The following is a 16,877-nucleotide window of genomic DNA, read 5'->3' on the forward strand; positions in this document are numbered from 1 at the left end:
GCTATCATAACATCACGCCCTCCCCGGCGGCCTGCTGTTTGGTTTTCACGATCTTCTGGGCCGACTTGGAGAGGTTCTCCTCATCCTCCATGAAGCGTTTGATCTTGCGTATGGCGTCCTCGTACCCGGGTATCTGCACCTTTTCGTACAAGTTCACCTTCTGAGTGGTTTTGCGGCGCGCATGATCCAGCAGTTCCGTCTTGCGGTTGTACACCTCGAACTCGATGCCCAGCTGCGCCATGCGCTTGAGGATATCGACTCCGTCGGCGAACCACACCGGCGAGGAGAACAGGTCGTAGGGTTTCTCCTCGAATTTCACATCCTGCAGGACCGGGGTGCGCACACCCGCGATCTTCTGTACCGACAAATCGATATCGACGACGCGCAAGAGGTCACAATCAAACTCTCCCCAGAGCGACACCATATAGTCGTACTCGGCCTTCAGGGCATCGAGCCGGCGGCGGTAATCGCTTGCGGAGTCCTTCGCCTTCTTCACCTCGGAGCGCAGGGCCGACTCCTTACTTTTGATCGTAGGGAGGGCCTTCTGGCGCATTTTCAGCTGTTTGCCGAGGTCGCCGAGCGAGGTCTTGTTATATTGAAATTTGATTGCCATTGCGGATTAGGCCTCCTTCCAGTATTTTTTGATGAGCTCCTCTTTGATGGCGACCTCCTCCTTGGAGAAGTACTTCGCAAAGAGTCCCCACGCCGTGTCGAGCATCTCGGTGATCTCGATGTTGACGTCGATGGCCAGCAGTTTCTCCGAATAGTCGAAGGCGAATTTCAGCGTGCGCTCGTCGTAATCCGAGAGGTCGAAACCGTTCTCCAGCTTGGTCTTGGCATTCGCGGCATCGGCGTACAGGCGCACACAGGCGTTCATCACCTGCGGATGGTCCTCGCGGGTCTTCTTGCCGATCACGAGCTGTTTCAGACGCGACAGCGAACGGAACGGGTCGACGATGACCTTACCCGTGTCGGAGTCGTTGCGCAGGAACAACTGTCCCTCGGTGATGTAACCCGTATTGTCGGGGATGGCGTGCGTGATGTCGCCGCCCGAAAGGGTCGTCACGGCGATGATCGTGATCGAGCCGCCGTTGGGCAGCTGCACGGCCTTTTCGTAAATCTTGGCCAGGTCCGAATACAACGAACCGGGCATCGAGTCCTTCGACGGAATCTGGTCCATACGGTTCGACACGATGGCCAGCGCATCGGCGTAAAGCGTCATGTCGGTCAGCAGCACCAGCACCTTTTCGCCCTTGTCGACGGCAAAGTACTCGGCGGCGGTCAGCGCCATGTCGGGAACGAGCAGACGCTCGACGGGCGGGTTCTCCGTGGTGTTGACGAACGACACGATGCGGTCCAGAGCGCCCGCATTTTCAAAGACGCTTTTAAAATAGAGGAAATCGTCGTTCGTAAGTCCCATACCGCCGAGGATGATCTTGTCGGCCTTGGCGCGCAGGGCCACGTTGGCCATCACGGCGTTGTAGGGCTGGTCGGGATCGGCGAAGAACGGAATCTTCTGTCCCGTCACGATCGTATTGTTGAGGTCGATGCCGGCGATACCCGTGGCGATCAGCTCCGAAGGCTGGATACGCCGGAAAGGGTTCACCGTCGGGCCGCCGATCTCGCGGGCCTCGCCCTCGATGATCTCGCCGCCCTCCAGCGGTTCGCCGTAGGCGTTGAAGAAACGCCCGGCGAGGTTGTCCGAAACGCGCAGCTTGGGAGGTTCGCCGTGGAAGACGACCTCCGAATCGGTGGCCAGTCCTTCGGTACCCGCGAAAACCTGCAGCGTGACGTTCTCGCCCATAATCTTCACCACCTGCGCCAGTTTGCCGCCGACGGTGGCCAGTTCGTCGTTGCCGACGCCCGTGGCACGCAGCGTCACGGTAGCCTTGGTGATGTTGTCAATCTTGGTATATATCTTCTGAAATGCTCGTGTTGTCATGGCTTATTTTGTTTTTTCACTCACATACTGCTCGATCTGCTTGCGGTAGCCCTCGAATTTCTCCGACTTCCACTCCGAGTAGTTCATCTGGCGGAAGAGGTTGATAAGGCCCTTGAAGAACTGCGAACACTCCTCGAAATCGGCGAACGAGAACGTCTGGTTGCAGATGCCGAGCACCATCTTGTACATCATCTGCTGGCGTTCGATCGGGCAGTTGGCGTCGATGTCGTCGAAAGCGTCCTGCTGCAGGATCACGAAGTCGATGAGCTCCGACTTCCAGAAACGCTCGTGATACTCCACCGGCACGCCGTCGTCGCCCAGGATGTTGATCTGGTCGTTGGCCTCCTTGCCGCGCTGCACGATGGTCTTGCCGGCATAGACGAGGTCCACCCAGTCCTTCTCGATCTGGCCGTCGAGATACTCGCGGATCTCGGGGTACTCGAGGTATTTCGAATAGGATTCCAGCGGGTCGATGGCCGGATAGCGCTTCGAGTCGGCACGGCCCTGCGAAAGTGCGTAGAAACAGCGTGCGGCCTTCTTCGTCGATTCGGTCACCGGCTCTTTGAGGTTACCGCCCGCAGGCGACACCGTGCCGAGGAACGTCACCGAACCGGTCTCCCCGCCGACGAGCTTCACCAGTCCGGCGCGCGAGTAGAAGTTCGAAATGATCGCCGAGAGGTCCATCGGGAAGGCATCCTGACCCGGAAGCTCCTCCAGACGGTTCGACATCTCGCGCAACGCCTGCGCCCAGCGCGAAGTCGAGTCGGCCATAACCAGCACTTTCAGCCCCATCGAGCGGTAGTACTCGCCGATGGTCATACCCGTATAGACCGACGCCTCACGTGCGGCGACGGGCATGTTCGACGTATTGCAAATGATGATCGTGCGCTCCATGAGGTTGTGGCCCGTGCGGGGGTCGATCAACTCGGGGAACTCTTTGAAAATTTCGACCACCTCGTTGGCACGCTCGCCGCAGGCGACCATGATGATGACATCGGCATCGGCCTGCTTCGAAATGGCGTGCTGGAGCACCGTCTTGCCGGCGCCGAAAGGTCCCGGGATAAAGCCCGTACCGCCCTCGGCCATCGGGTTGAAGGTGTCGATGGCGCGCACGCCGGTAATCATCACCCGCGAAGGGCGCGGTTTCTCGGTGTAGCAGCGCACGGCCTGCTTCACGGGCCATTTCTGCACCATCGTCACGTCGTGGTCCCTGCCCTCGGCGTCGGTCAGCGTGGCGACCGTGTCGGTCACCTTGTATTTGCCGGCCTTGGCAACGCTTTTGACCGTATAGCTGTCGGTCATCGTGAAGGGAACCATGATCTTGTGCATCACCCACTGCTCCTTCACCTCGCCCAGCCACGAAGCCGCGGAAACCTTGTCCCCGGCCTTGGCCAGCGGCGTAAACTCCCACTCGGCATTGAAGTCGACCGGGTCGGTGATCGAACCGCGGGCGATGAACAGCCCGTCCATTTTTTCGAGATCGTTCTGCAGACCGTCGTAATTGCGCGACAAAATACCCGGGGCGAGCGTCACCTCGAGCATGTGCCCCTCGAACTCCACCTTGTCGCCGATCTTCAGACCGCGGGTGCTGTCAAAAACCTGGACATAGGCGGCGTCGCCTACGACCTTGATGACCTCGGCCATCATTTTGGTATCCCCTGCCCAGACATAGCAGATCTCATTCTGGCCCACGGCTCCGTCGGCCTTGACGATCACGATGTTGGAGATGATACCGTTTACACGTCCTGTCGTTTTCATTGTATCTTTTTATTGTTTATTTCTTGTCGATCAACTCTTTTCCGTCCAGCTCGGCCATCAACCTGGCAAACATCTCGCGGCCGCGGGCTGCGTCGAGCTGCGTCCAGCGGGCCACGATATTGATCCGCGCCAGGTAGGAAAGGATGGCGTTAATGTCGAAATAATCGAACGTGGCCAGTTCCGTGGCTTCGTTCCAGCGCACGAGGTCGATCTTGTGCTCCTTCTCGACGAGGTTCGCCTCGTCGTTCACGGCCGCGATCACCGCGTCGATATAGGGCAGTTCGCCCCGCAGTCCGAAATCGGCCGCCGAGCTGCGCTGCAACTGGTCGGCGACATCGCCGTCACCCACCACGACCTCCTCGACCGCACGTCCCGCGGCACGCGCCGTAACGGCAGCCGAGACGTTGCGCAGGTTCCGGTCGAAAGCCGACCATTCGCGCAGGAAATGGCTCCCGGCTTTGGCGCACGCGGCGTAGTAGGCCCCGAACAACTCCTTTTCGAAGCGTTGTGCAGTATCGACCTCCTCGGCGTCCTCGCCCTCCGGATCGGCATAGGCCCTCACCACGCGGGCGACCGCTTCGGGCAGCCGCTTCGGAGCTTTCAGCTCCTCCTCCAGCTCCTCGCGTGTCAGGTTGCCCAGCGGATTGTGCGCCGAGCGCCCCGCGCGCAGGGCGGCCATGTTTTCACAGTCGTAGTAGCCGTACAGGAGCCGCACCTCGCGGGCGTCGGCCGCCGTCACCCCCTCCAGAATCTCGGAGACGATGGTCCGGGCGTCGAACCCCTTGGTGTCGGCGTCGAGCGAGTACTCCTTCAGCCCGGCTACCAGACAATAATATTCGTTTGCGAACATAGCTTACGCCTTAAACAACAACTGGAAAACCTTGTCGCGCAGGTACTCTGCGAGCAGCGCCTCGATGTCGGCATCGGCGAACGAAATGTAGTAGCCGCCGTCCTTGGCGCCCACTTTGAAACCGGTCTTCACCTCCTTCGAGTAGCCGACCTCGATGCCGGCCGCCAGCAACTCCTGGGCGCTCTTGCCGAACGCCTCGTCGAGTTTCTGACGCTCGCCCTCGGGAAGCAAGGCCTGCAGTTCGACCTTGCCCGAATCGGAACCGTTCCAGTTCTTCGCCACGGCGACGAGCATCTCTTTGATGAACGCCGGGTCCACGACGGCCTCCTTCACGCCGCCGGCCGTGGCCTTGGCGATGATGAGCGACGCGATCTCCTGTTTGAGCTTCGAAACGGCCTGTTTGCCGGCCAGCGCGATCTCGGTCATGGTGTTCTTCTCGACATCCTCGGCTTTCACCTGCGCCTTCTTAACGATGTCCTCGGCCTCGGCGCGGGCCTCGGCGACGATCTTCTGCGCTTCGGCCTTGGCGTCGGCGACCAGCTTGTCGGCCTCGGCACGGCCTTTCTCCAGCCCTTCGTCGTAGAGCTTCTGGGTCAACTGTTGCAGTTTGTTTTCCATAGCGTTATCTTGTTTTGATTATTGTTTTGCTTTTTAACGTACAAATATATAAAAGATTATCAAAAAAACGGGGTCCCAGACAGCAATTTATCCTTTTTTGACAAGATTCAGGAAGAAATGTGCGAGCCTTGCGGGATAAAGGCCGAAAATTAGGACACGGTCTTCGAACCGACAGACAGTCTTAATATACCGAAAGCCTTCTTGAAAAACGCGGGACAGGCCGCCCGCCCCCCTGCGGTGAGAGCCGAATACGTCCGCAAACGAGAGCATACGAAAACCCCGCCCACCCAATCAAGAGCCGGCGGGGTTTTCATACGGACCCGAACCCAGCGCAGTCGCACCGCGCGAAACCGTCAGTCGAAGGACGAAACAAACGGTTTGGGGCGGGTCATGGTCTCCTCGGTTACCCGCCCGAAGCTGTCGGTAATGCGAATGGTAACGGGTGATGTCGCCGAGGAAGCTTTGGCAGAGAAGAGTTTGCGGACCGGAGCCGGATACCCCGGACTGTCCATAGTCTCATAGGAAGGTATTTCGTAACAGAGCAGGTAGAGCGGATCTTTATCCTTTTTTTCGGTAACGGAAAGCAGCCGGCCGTTTTCCAGGATTTCGACTTTCCATTCGGGATTATACTCCCATATCTTAACCAGAATTTCGTTCTCCGAACTGGAAACCGCATAATCGCCCATCGAAGTGTCGAACGCCTGCCCGCGGGGGCCCTGCGCCAGCTCAGGGGACAGATATGCAGCAGCCGACAGCCGCATCGCATTGCGGTCGTAGGCCCGGAAACGTTTGGTGCGCGGCAGGTTGACGCCTTTGACGCAATAGTCCACGACACGATCGCCCGAGAAAGACAGCGTACCATAGCTCGCAGGCGAACCGTCAGTATTGATCCCCTGGCGTCGCTGAGCGAGCAGCGTCGGCAGCCGCCACGTGGTCCAGTGGCCCGACGTACCGCCCAACGTATTGTAATTGTGTTCGGTAATGCACCCGTTTTCAAGCACGGAAGTATACATGCGGTGCGTATGTCCGGTGAGTATATGGATGTTGGAAAATTCACGGAAACATTCTATCACCTCGGCGCCGTTCGGAAGCCAGAAGCGGCCGTAGGTGTCGTCGTTGTAGCTGTATATCGGAGTGTGAACGGCGAGCAGCAGCGGAGCCGTCTTGTCCTCGACCAGCGCAAGATCCTTGCGGAGCCATGCCAACTGCTCCTTGGACACCGAATAGCTCATCTGGGATTCGCCGGCGGTCCGAACGCAGGGGTTGAGCACAACCAGATGCGCCCGGCCCAGGTTCACCGAATAGTAAAGCGGTCCCATCGTCTCCTGATAACGGCGGATCTCCGTCATGGCCTCTTCCGAATCCATGTCGGGATAGAGCACGTAATCGTTCAGTTCGTGGTTGCCCGGAAGGTTGAAAATCGGACATTTGATTTGCCGGAGAAGCTCGGCGGCATCTTCCAGCGTGACACGGTTGCGGTAGTTGGCGGCCACCAGGTCCCCCAGATTGATCAGGTAGGCCGGACGCCCGGAGGCCTTGACCTCGGCGATGTAGGAGTTGATGTCGGGGATGCAGCAGTCGGCGAACAGCGCCGGAGCCTGGGCCGCCGAAGCCGCCGTGAGATGCGTGTCGGTAATGACGATCAGTTCGAAATCGTCGTTGGAAACACGGGCGAGCGTAAAATCGACTTCCACGCAGGCCGCAGGATCGGCCACGGCGGGAATCGGCTCGTAAAAAGCCGTGAATCGGCCTTTCTGCTCCACCGGCATGTAATTCGAAGGCAGCGTGACGAACAGATGCGGATTCTGTCGCTGCGTGGCGAGCCAGTAACGTCCTTTCTCGTCGGTAAGCGCAATCTCAACGCCGTCGGACACGGCCGCACCGACAATCGGCTTTCCGTCCGTGTCGCACACCGAGCCTTTGACGTTCATCCCCTCGCGGTCGGGTATCACGTCGCGGAAGAACCGCGCTTTGCCATACCGGAAAACCCGGTCGCCGCGCAGAATGGAGATCGCGTATTCCCCCGCCACGAAATTGCCCGGCAGGACGAAATGCAGCCCCGTGTCGGCAACAGCCGTTTCGATCAGGTAGTAGTGCCCCGAAAGGCCCGTATCGGTGAGGCGAACGACGTCGCCGGTCAAAAATCCCGATCCGGAGAGCCATATCGTACGCTCGTCGGTGATCAGGTATTCGGTTTCGGCGGAAACGGCGTCGATCGTGAATCCGGAATCAGGCGCGGAAACATCGTCCGTGCAGGAAACGATCCCTATAACGAACAGCAGCAGGAGGGGGGGGGAAACAGCCCGCACAGGCAGTGCGACGCAATCAAAAGCAGCTTTTTCTTCATGGTAACAAATTTTTCAGTAAAACATATTAACAAAAGAAGCCGTTTTCCGCAAACCGCACTTGCTTCACCGTATCGAAAATTTATCCGACGGTCCAACCGAAGACAAAAACGATGCCCCCGGTTTTCATGCCATAATTCACAACCTGAAAACCGGGGACATTTTCCTTCAACGCGATGCCGCCTCTTTCGCGCCCTGAAACCCGCCTCTTAGGCGGGCTGGTGCTGGGGCCTCAACAAATCCTGCACCACTTTGACAGGCGAGAAGGTCGTGACGGGCACGTCGACGAAAACCGTGTTCCAGCGGGCCATCGCGCCGTTCCACAGCCCCGGAAGCTCCTGGGCCCGCAGCTCCCGGCCTCCCGCCGATTTCGACGAGATGAAGCCCGTCGCAGGATCGGTGTATTTGCGCAGGTCGAATTTCCGGCCCTTCGAATCGCGCACGCCGCAGACAAGGTCCACGGGATTGAAATGCGTGGCCGACTGCATCAACGGCAGGTCGTCGGGCGAAATCTGGCTCGACTCGGCGATCTGCAGCGACTCCGTACCGTCGGGGTTTCCGACCCAGAAAGGCCCGCCGCCCGGCTCGCCCTCGTTGCGAACCATGCCGCAGACACGGATCGGACGGTCCAGCACGGCGCGCAGCAGTGCCGAATCGTAGTCGGCGGGAAGTTTTACGCAAAGCCGTTTTTCGATGAATTCGGCAATGGGCTCCAGCTCGGCACCGCCCACTTCGAGGGCTTTGAGGTATTCGAAAGCCCGCTCCTCGAGGTCGAGCAGAATGCCCGCGAGCACCTTTTTATAACGAACCGTATCGCCGCGCCGGGCGTCGGTCGTCACGTTGTCGATATTTTTGATAAACACGAGGTCGGCGTCGATCTCGTTCAGGTTCTCGATCAGCGCCCCGTGCCCCGCGGGACGGAACAACAGCGAGCCGTCGTCCTGCCGGAAAGGCGTGTTGTCGGGATTCACGGCGATGGTGTCGGTCGCCGGTTTCTGCACCGAAAACGAAATGTCGTAACGGATGCCGAACCGCTTTTCATAGAACGGCACCTTCTCGGCGAGCAGCTCCTCGAATCCGGCGACGTGCTCGGGAGAAACGGTGAAATGGATGCGCGCCACACCCTTTGCGGCGGCATAAGTCGCACCCTCGACCAGATGCTCCTCGACGGCCTTGCGGGCCCCTTCGGGATAGGCGTGGAAGGTGACCAGCCCTTTGGGCTTGCGGCCGTAGTTCAGTCCGTCGTTCACAATGGCGCTGACAATGGCTTTGGCGTCGGCCCCGGCCGGAAGCACGGCTTGCAATTCGGGCCAGAAGGCGAATTTCCCGATATTATCCAGCAGGGTGTCGATACCCTTGCCGCGCTTGCCGTCGTTGACGAACTCGAACAACTCTTTGAACATGCGCGTCGCGGCGCCCGAGGCGGGCACGAACTTCACGACGCCCAGCCGCCCGGCGGCAGCCTCGTAACGGGCCACAGCCTCGTCGGCCTGCGCCCGGTCGACCACCGTCACGCCGTCGCCCGGCGAAGCGGCCCGCACCACGTTCAGAAAAGGGAATCCGCGGCGAAAATTTTCCAGCTGGGTCTCGACCTGTCCCGGAGTGAGACCGTGATCGGCGATCTGTTGTAAATCCTGTTGAGTGAACATAGGTTATCGGTTTTGTGGCATAAATATACGAAATATTTGCGTAACTTTGCGCATCATGATCCGAGAATTTCACCAAATCAGCCTGCGCACGCGCAACAGTTTCGGCGTCGACCAGCAGGCCGCGCGCCTCGCAGAATTCGAAACGCCCGAGGACCTGCGCACGTTTTTCGCCGCGGGGATTCCCCGACGGTGGCTGGTGCTTGCCGGCGGCAACAACATCCTCTTCACCCGGGATTACGACGGCGTGCTCCTCACCCCCGTCGCCCGGCAGATCACCCTTTTGAGCGACGACGGCGAAGAGGTCCGCGTGCGGGCAGACGCAGGCGTCGAATGGGACGACCTGGTGGAATGGGCCGTCGAACGCGGACTGTGGGGCATCGAAAACCTCTCGCTGATTCCCGGCAAAGCGGGAGCGGCTCCGGTGCAGAACATCGGAGCCTACGGCTGCGAGGCGAAGGATGCGATCCGGCGGGTCGAGATGTACTGCGTCGAGACGGGCGCAATGCTGACGCTCGACGCCGCGCACTGCGGATTCGGGTACCGCGAAAGCGTCTTCAAACACGACCTGAAAGGAAAGGTAATCATCACGGCCGTCGAAATCGCACTCTCGCATACGCCCCGCCCCCGGCTGGGTTACGGCGACGTGGAACGCGAGGTCGAGGCGCGCGGAGGCGTGACGCTGCGCAACATCCGCGAGGCGATCTGCTCGATCCGCCGCGCGAAGCTCCCCGATCCGGCCGTGCTGGGCAACGCGGGCAGTTTCTTCAAAAATCCGGTGGTCGGGGCGGCCGCGGCGGAACGCCTGCTCGCGGAATATCCCGACATGCCGCACTACCCCGCTCCCGAAGGCCGCGTGAAGCTGGCCGCCGGGTGGCTGATCGACCGGGCCGGGATGAAGGGCCGCCGCGAGGGAGCCGTGGGGGTCCACGAACGGCAAGCGCTGGTGCTGGTGAACCACGGCGGCGCCACGGGCGGCGAGGTGATCGCCTTTGCGCACAAGGTGCAGGAGACGGTCCGCGAAAAATTCGGCATAGAGATAGATACGGAGGTTAACATTTTGTAATATGAACCTGATCGAAACGTTTCAACGCTACATCGACGAGAACAACCTCGCCTCGCACGACGACCGCATCCTGCTGACCGTTTCGGGCGGCGTGGATTCGATGGTGATGCTCTCGCTATTCACCCGCTGCGGCTACTCGGTGGGCGTGGCGCACTGCAACTTCCAGCTGCGGGGCACGGAGAGCGACGAAGACGAGGTGCTGGTGGAGGAGGAGGCCCGCAAATACGGCGTGGAGTTCTACAACCGTCGTTTCGAGACCACGGCCGAGATGGAGCGCACGGGCGAGTCGATGGAGATGGCGGCCCGGCGGCTGCGCTATGCGTGGTTCGACGCCCTGAGCCGCGAACACGGCTACACGGCCGTGGCCATCGCCCACCATGCCGACGACTCGATAGAGACCTTTTTCATCAACCTGCTGCGCGGCACCGGCCTGCGGGGCCTGACGGGCATTTCGACCCAGGTCGGGAAGATCATCCGCCCGCTGCTGTTCGCCTCGCGCAAGGATATCCTCGAATACGCCGTCCAGAACCGCATCCCCTTCCGGGAGGATTCGTCGAACCGTTCGACCAAATACCTGCGCAACAAGATCCGGCTGGGGCTGATCCCCCGCATCCGCGAGATCAACCCCAAGTTCACGAGCCTGATGAGCCGCAACCTCGCACGGCTGACCGACGCCCAGTTGTTCATCAACCACGGCATCGAGCGCATCCGCTCGGAGGCCGTCACCTCGGACACGGGGATCGACACGATCCACCTCGACCGCCTCGACCCGGCCTTTCCGCAGGGATTCGTGATCTACGAACTGCTGAATTCGGCCTACGGGTTCAAAGGCGACGTGATCGACTCGCTGTGCCACGCCCTCGAGCAGGGGGCCACGGGACGGCGGTTCTATGCCCGCGAACGGGTGGCGTCGATCGACCGCGGGCGGATCGTCGTGGCGCCGATCGCCCCCGACGACGCATGCCTCACGACGGTACGCAAGGGCGCCCTGCGCAGCTATTGCGGCAACTCGGCGCTCTACTACGAATACTGCGACATCGACACGATTAAGAATTTCGGCGTCCCCGAGCACATCGCGCAGCTCGATGCCGACCGCCTGCAATTCCCGCTCACGCTGCGCCGCTGGCAGGAGGGCGACTGGTTCGTACCGTTCGGCATGACGGGCCGCAAGAAGGTGTCGGACTACCTGGTCGACGCCAAGGTCTCCGTGGCCGAGAAACAGCGGCAATTCGTGCTGCTGTCGGGCAACGACATCGTATGGCTCGTAGGGCGCCGCATCGACGACCGTTACCGCCTGACGCCCGACACGGAAAACGTGCTGCGCATCACCAAAGAGATCGTTTAAGACATGGCAAAAAGCGCTGTAAAGTTCAAAGACTCCGTCGCCGAATACGAGCGGATCGCCGCCGAGATAGCGGCGCGCAGGTTTTCCGGCATCTACCTGCTGATGGGCGAGGAGAGCTATTTCATCGACGCCCTCGCCGACCGGCTGGCGTCGTCGATCCTCGACGAAGCCTCGCGGGCCTTCAACCAGATCACCGTCTACGGACGCGACTCCGAGGCAGGGCAGGTCATCAACCTCTGCCGGCAGATGCCGATGATGGGGTCGTACCAGGTAGTGATACTCAAAGAGGCCCAGCAGCTCAAAGGGCTCGACAAGCTCTCGCTCTACACCCAGAAACCCTCGCCCACGACCATTCTCGTGATCTGCCACAAGGAGAAGAACGCCGACAAGCGTTCGGCTTTTTACAAAGGATGTGCGGCAAACGGCACCGTGCTGGAGTCGGTGCGGCCGCGCGACTACGAGATCGCGGCGTGGCTGCAGCAGTTCATTAAGAAACAGGGGCTCACGATCGACGCCAAGGCGTTGTCGATGCTGACGGACCACCTGGGGACCGACATCGCTAAAATATCCAACGAGCTGAAAAAACTCACCGTGTCGATGCCCCGGGGCGTGACGCGCATCACCGACGCCGACATCGAGGCCAACATCGGCATCTCGAAGGATTTCAACAACTTCGAGCTGTGCAAAGCCGTGGCCACGAAGGACATGGGCCGCGCGCTGATGATCGCCGAACATTTCGCCCGCAACCCCAAGGACAATCCGCTGCTGCTGACGATCATGGCGCTGTTCGGGCAGTTCCGCGACATCTTCGTGGTCAACTACCTGCGCTGGCTCGCTCAGCACCGTGGGAAACCCTTCCCGCCGGACACGGAGCTGATGCGCATCCTGCGCAAAAACAACATCTACGTCCTCGGAGAGATCAAACAGAACGCCGCGGCGTGGAACAACCGCAAGGTGTTCAACATCCTGGGGCTGCTGCGCGAGTACGACGCCAAGAGCAAGGGCCTCAATGCCGGAGGCGCTCCGGACGGAGAGCTGCTGCGCGAACTGCTGCTGAAAATCTTCCTGCTTTGACGGAGCTTTACCTATATCAAACGGTTCATCTCGCCCGGGGAATCGCCCGCAACGCAGAGGCGCACATCGCCGTGCTCGACACCGCGTCGCGCGAACTGTTCGGCCGACGGTATGCGCCCGGCACGGCACGGCTCGCGGCCCGCATCGAGGCCCTCGCCGCCGCGGAGCGTTATCCGACGGAAGTGTCGGGCTTCGTGCGCATCGAGCTCGGGGCCGACGGGGAGGAACGGCTCGTGCCCGCAGGGGTGTCGCTCTACGACGGCTACGCTTTCCGGAGCCTCCAGCCCGAAGCCGTGACGCTCTGTTACGACCTGCCGCTCACCGAGGCCCCGACCTCGGCCCGCGAGGCGGCAGCGCAGCTGGCCCGCCGCATGGCGGAGCGGGCTGGAGCCGACGTAGCCGTGCGCTGTGACCGGGAGGGAATCCTCCGCGAAGCCGACAACGCCCCGCTGTTCGCCGTCGCGGGGCACACGGTGCTGGCGGCTCCCGGCACGAAAAGCGTCGAACGCGAACTGACCGTGCAGGCCGTGCGGGCCGCAGGGCTGGAACTGCGCGAGGAGCCCTTCGGGCGCAGGGATCTGCCGCATATCGACGAACTCTTCTTCGCCGACCACCGGGGCATCACCGCCCTTGCGCGCTGCGACGGGCAGCCGTTGATGACGCTCATCGCCGAACGAATTTCCTCCCGCTTAGAAAGCGGGTTTTAAGGCGACAGACCATACACACGCTATCCGCCAAGGAGCCGCTGCCCCCCTTTTCCGAAAAAATAGAAACCGCGCCGGCCCTTTCCGTTTTACCTTTCGGGGAACCAAACCCCGAAAACCATGAAAAAATACCTTTTATTGTACGCCGTCGCCGTGACGGCGCTGTTCGCATTCACCTACCGCCGCTACCACGCCGAAAACCGGCGGCTCGTCCAGAACCAGAGCGCCCTCGCGGCCGACGTCGCGCACTACCGCACGCGGGCCGGGCAGGAAGCCGCCTCGGCACAAGTCCTACGGCTGCGGTGCGGGGAGTTCGAGGCTCTGCGCGCGGCCGACGCCGAAGAGATCCGCCGCCTGGGGCTCAAAATCCGCCGCCTGGAGGCCGCCGCAAAAGCCGTGACAGCCACCGAAGCCGCAATCCTCACCCCGCTGCGCGACACCGTCGTCATCCGGCTCCGCGACTCGCTTCCCGTGCGCGACTCGGTGCGGCTGTTCCGCTGGAGCGATGCGTGGGTCACCGTCGAGGGCCGCATCGGCCGCGACTCGGCCGAATGCCGCATCCGCAGCGTCGACACCCTGCGGCAGGTGGTCCACCGCATCCCCCGCCGCTTCCTCTTCATCCGCTGGGGCACGAAGGCGCTCCGGCAGGAGATCGTCTCGGCGAATCCCCACACACGGATCGTCCATGCCGAATACGTGAAGATCGAGCGGTAAGACGCAAGGGCTCCGAACGAATAAAACGGGAAAACCTGCGGGTATTTCCGTTTTTTTCCTACCTTTGGGGGCGGTGCCGTAACGGCACTTTTAGGGGAGCGGAGCGTTTTGCAGAGCCGGACAGCAATTCGGTTTTGAACCCATCCGACTTTTTCCTACCTTTGGAGGCATAACGCCCCTTTTAGGGCACCTTTGACAATTATGGAACGAACAGCAATATTCCCCGGGTCGTTCGACCCTTTCACACGCGGCCACGCCGCGCTGGTCGAAGAGGCCCTGAATCTCTTCGACCGCGTGGTGATCGGCATCGGCAACAACTCCTCGAAGCAGGGGTTGCTGACAGTCGAGAACCGCAAACGGCTCATCGACGACGTTTTCCGCAACGAGGAGCGCGTCGAAGCCCGCATCTACACCGGGCTGACGGGCGAATTCGCCGAGGCGGTGGGCGCCTGCGCCATCATCCGCGGCGTGAGGAACACCACCGACTTCGAATACGAACGCACGATGGAGTCCACCAACCACCGCATCTATCCCGACATCACGACCGTCATGCTCTTCACCCCCTCGCCCGTGGCCGACATCTCGTCGTCGACCGTGCGCGAGGTGCTCTCGTTCGGCCGCAACGTCGAGGAATTCATGCCCGAAGGAATAGACATTAACAAATACCTGTAAAATTATGATGGAATTTACTGCCGAAATGATCGCCGGATTTCTGGGCGGCGAAATCGTCGGCGACAAGAACGCCAAAGTACACACCGTCTCGTCGATCGAGGAGGGCAAAGCCGGATCGCTGAGCTACCTCACCAACCCCAAATACGAATCGTTCCTCTACACCACGGGCGCTTCGATCGTCCTCACGGACCGCACGTTCACGCCGTCGCAGCCGGTGGCCGCGACGCTCATCAAAGTCGACGACGCAGGGGCCTGCGTCCTGAAGCTGCTCGAGATGTACAACGCCGCCAAACCCCGCCGCAAGGGGATCAGCGACCGTGCATCGGTATCGTCCGAGGCCGAGGTGGGCGACGAGTGCTACATCGGCGATTTCACGGTCGTCGAAGAGGGCGTGCACATCGGCAAGGGATGCCAGGTCTACCCGCAGGTCTACCTCGGGCGCGGCGTCACCGTCGGCGACAACACCGTACTCTACCCCGGGGTGAAGATTTACGAAGGGTGTGTCGTGGGTGCGAACTGCATCCTGCACGCCGGCGCGGTGATCGGCGCCGACGGCTTCGGATTCATGCCCAACGCGCAGGGCGGTTTCGACAAGATTCCCCAGCTGGGCAACGTCATCATCGAGGACGACGTGGAGATCGGCGCCAACACCTGCATCGACCGCGCCAAGACCGACTCGACGATCATCCGCCGCGGCGTGAAGCTCGACAACCTGATCCAGATCGGCCACAACGTGCAGATCGGCGAAAACACCGTATCGTCGGCCCAGACCGGCATCGCCGGAACCTCGCGGGTGGGGCGCAACTGCTTCCTCGCGGGACAGGTGGGCATCGCCGACCACGTCGTGATCGGCGACCGCGTGAAAGTCGGCTCGAAGAGCGGCATCGACAAGGCCGTCCCCGACGACGAGGTGCGCATGGGCTATCCGGCACTCCCGGGCATGCAGTACCACCGTTCGTCGGCCGTTTTCAAACGGCTGCCCGACCTGGAGAAGCAGGTCCGCGAATTGGAAAAACGGCTCGCAGAACTCACCAAAAACCAACAGATATGAAAAAAATCCTGATCCTTGCAGCAGCGGCGGCCGTGCTGTGCAGTTGCGGCAACAAAAACAAATACACCGTCGAGGGTGCCGTCGCCGGCATCAACGACAAAGTCTACCTCTTCGATGAAGAGGAAGTCATCCTCGACTCGGCAGCCGTCAAAGAGGGCAAATTCCGCCTTTCAGGCATCGCCGAAACTCCGGCCGTGGCAATTCTGCGCGACGCCCGCGACCAGGGTGCGACGTTCGCCACGATGCTGATTCTCGAACCGGGGCAGATCATGGTGAACGACGATGCGGAGAACACCTACCGCAAACGCGTGACGGGCACGCCGGCCAACGACGCCAGCGACGCCTATGCCGCGGCCAGTCACGCATTGGTCGACGAGTTCCGCAACCCGAACACCAGCGACGAACGCCGTGAGGCCATCAACGCCGAATACAGCCAACTGACCCGTACGGTCATGGAACAGAACCGCGGAAACCTCTTCGGCGCCATACTGCTGGCACAGGAATTAGGCTACGAACTTTCGGGACAGGAGTTGCTGGACGAAATCGCCAAATTCCCGGCAGCCATGCAGCAGACCGGAATACTCGTGAAACTGAAGGAGAACGCCGAGCAGAAGATAAAAACCGATATCGGACAGCCCTACATCGACATCGTGCAGCCCGATGCCGCCGGTAAAGAGGTGTCGCTCAAATCGGTCGTCGAAAACCCGGCGAACAAATACGTCCTGCTCGATTTCTGGGCTTCGTGGTGCGGCCCCTGCATGGGCGAGGTTCCCCACCTGAAAAAAACCTACGCCGAATTCCATAAAAAGGGATTCGAGATCTACGGCGTGTCGTTCGACAAAGACCGTGAAAAATGGCTCGCAGCCATCGACCAGAACGGCATGAACTGGGTGCACGTCAGCCAGGTGAACGGTTTCGACAACCAGGCCGCCCGGGATTACGCCGTGCAGGGCATCCCGTCGAATTTCCTGATCGGCAGCGACGGCAAGATCGTCGCCAAAAACCTCCGCGGCGAGGCGCTTTACGAGAAGGTCGCCGAGCTGCTGGCCCAATAAAACCCGACAATCCGACACCCCTCCGTTCCGTTTCGGC

The 16,877-nt window shown here is 60.8% G+C and carries 15 protein-coding genes; 8 read left to right on the forward strand and 7 right to left on the reverse strand.

The window, feature by feature from the left end:
- Positions 1 to 4 precede the first annotated feature (4 nt).
- From BLU78_RS13120 to BLU78_RS13155, 7 genes are all read right to left on the reverse strand, one after another.
- Positions 5 to 613 (reverse strand): V-type ATP synthase subunit D, encoded by a 609-nt coding sequence (locus BLU78_RS13120; protein ID WP_010266237.1) that lies wholly within the window; start codon positions 611 to 613, stop codon positions 5 to 7.
- A gap of 6 nt (positions 614 to 619) precedes the next feature.
- Positions 620 to 1,942, reverse strand: coding sequence for a V-type ATP synthase subunit B (locus tag BLU78_RS13125; RefSeq protein ID WP_010266238.1), 1,323 nt, complete (start codon positions 1,940 to 1,942; stop codon positions 620 to 622).
- Between the two features lie 3 nt (positions 1,943 to 1,945).
- Positions 1,946 to 3,700, reverse strand: a complete 1,755-nt coding sequence (locus BLU78_RS13130) for a V-type ATP synthase subunit A (RefSeq protein ID WP_010266239.1) — start codon at positions 3,698 to 3,700, stop codon at positions 1,946 to 1,948.
- Positions 3,701 to 3,716: 16 nt separating this feature from the next.
- The gene (locus BLU78_RS13135) at positions 3,717 to 4,550 is read right to left on the reverse strand and encodes a DUF2764 family protein (RefSeq protein ID WP_010266240.1); all 834 of its coding nucleotides are present in this window, start codon (positions 4,548 to 4,550) and stop codon (positions 3,717 to 3,719) included.
- A 3-nt stretch (positions 4,551 to 4,553) separates the two neighbouring features.
- Positions 4,554 to 5,168, reverse strand: a complete 615-nt coding sequence (locus BLU78_RS13140; protein WP_010266241.1) for a hypothetical protein — start codon at positions 5,166 to 5,168, stop codon at positions 4,554 to 4,556.
- A 353-nt stretch (positions 5,169 to 5,521) separates the two neighbouring features.
- Positions 5,522 to 7,477 carry a metallophosphoesterase N-terminal domain-containing protein gene (locus BLU78_RS13150; protein ID WP_010266246.1) on the reverse strand — a complete coding sequence of 652 codons (1,956 nt, stop codon included), beginning with the start codon at positions 7,475 to 7,477 and terminating at the stop codon, positions 5,522 to 5,524.
- A 245-nt stretch (positions 7,478 to 7,722) separates the two neighbouring features.
- A complete protein-coding gene (locus BLU78_RS13155) occupies positions 7,723 to 9,162 on the reverse strand; it encodes a DUF4301 family protein (RefSeq protein ID WP_010266247.1) in 1,440 nt (479 codons plus the stop codon).
- Positions 9,163 to 9,217: 55 nt separating this feature from the next.
- Between BLU78_RS13155 and murB the strand changes: the two genes are divergently transcribed.
- The 8 genes from murB (at position 9,218) to BLU78_RS13195 (ending at position 16,840) form a co-directional block, all read left to right on the forward strand.
- Positions 9,218 to 10,225, forward strand: a complete 1,008-nt coding sequence (gene murB, locus BLU78_RS13160; protein WP_026020863.1) for a UDP-N-acetylmuramate dehydrogenase — start codon at positions 9,218 to 9,220, stop codon at positions 10,223 to 10,225.
- A gap of 1 nt (position 10,226) precedes the next feature.
- On the forward strand, positions 10,227 to 11,570 hold the full coding sequence (tilS, locus tag BLU78_RS13165) for a tRNA lysidine(34) synthetase TilS (protein ID WP_010266250.1): 1,344 nt from the start codon (positions 10,227 to 10,229) through the stop codon (positions 11,568 to 11,570).
- A 3-nt stretch (positions 11,571 to 11,573) separates the two neighbouring features.
- Positions 11,574 to 12,644 carry a DNA polymerase III subunit delta gene (gene holA / locus BLU78_RS13170; protein WP_010266252.1) on the forward strand — a complete coding sequence of 357 codons (1,071 nt, stop codon included), beginning with the start codon at positions 11,574 to 11,576 and terminating at the stop codon, positions 12,642 to 12,644.
- A complete protein-coding gene (locus BLU78_RS13175) occupies positions 12,641 to 13,351 on the forward strand; it encodes an aminotransferase class IV (RefSeq protein ID WP_010266254.1) in 711 nt (236 codons plus the stop codon). Before holA ends, BLU78_RS13175 begins: the two co-directional genes overlap by 4 nt.
- Before the next feature lie 117 nt (positions 13,352 to 13,468).
- Positions 13,469 to 14,062, forward strand: coding sequence for a DUF6549 family protein (locus BLU78_RS13180; protein ID WP_010266256.1), 594 nt, complete (start codon positions 13,469 to 13,471; stop codon positions 14,060 to 14,062).
- A gap of 201 nt (positions 14,063 to 14,263) precedes the next feature.
- Positions 14,264 to 14,734, forward strand: coding sequence for a pantetheine-phosphate adenylyltransferase (gene coaD / locus BLU78_RS13185; protein ID WP_010266257.1), 471 nt, complete (start codon positions 14,264 to 14,266; stop codon positions 14,732 to 14,734).
- Between the two features lie 4 nt (positions 14,735 to 14,738).
- Positions 14,739 to 15,785 (forward strand): UDP-3-O-(3-hydroxymyristoyl)glucosamine N-acyltransferase, encoded by a 1,047-nt coding sequence (gene lpxD, locus BLU78_RS13190; RefSeq protein WP_010266260.1) that lies wholly within the window; start codon positions 14,739 to 14,741, stop codon positions 15,783 to 15,785.
- Positions 15,782 to 16,840 carry a TlpA disulfide reductase family protein gene (locus BLU78_RS13195; protein WP_010266263.1) on the forward strand — a complete coding sequence of 353 codons (1,059 nt, stop codon included), beginning with the start codon at positions 15,782 to 15,784 and terminating at the stop codon, positions 16,838 to 16,840. Before lpxD ends, BLU78_RS13195 begins: the two co-directional genes overlap by 4 nt.
- The last annotated feature ends 37 nt before the right edge of the window (positions 16,841 to 16,877 follow it).

The sequence above is a fragment of the Alistipes timonensis JC136 genome (genome assembly GCF_900107675.1).
In the GTDB taxonomy this organism is placed as follows: domain Bacteria; phylum Bacteroidota; class Bacteroidia; order Bacteroidales; family Rikenellaceae; genus Alistipes; species Alistipes timonensis.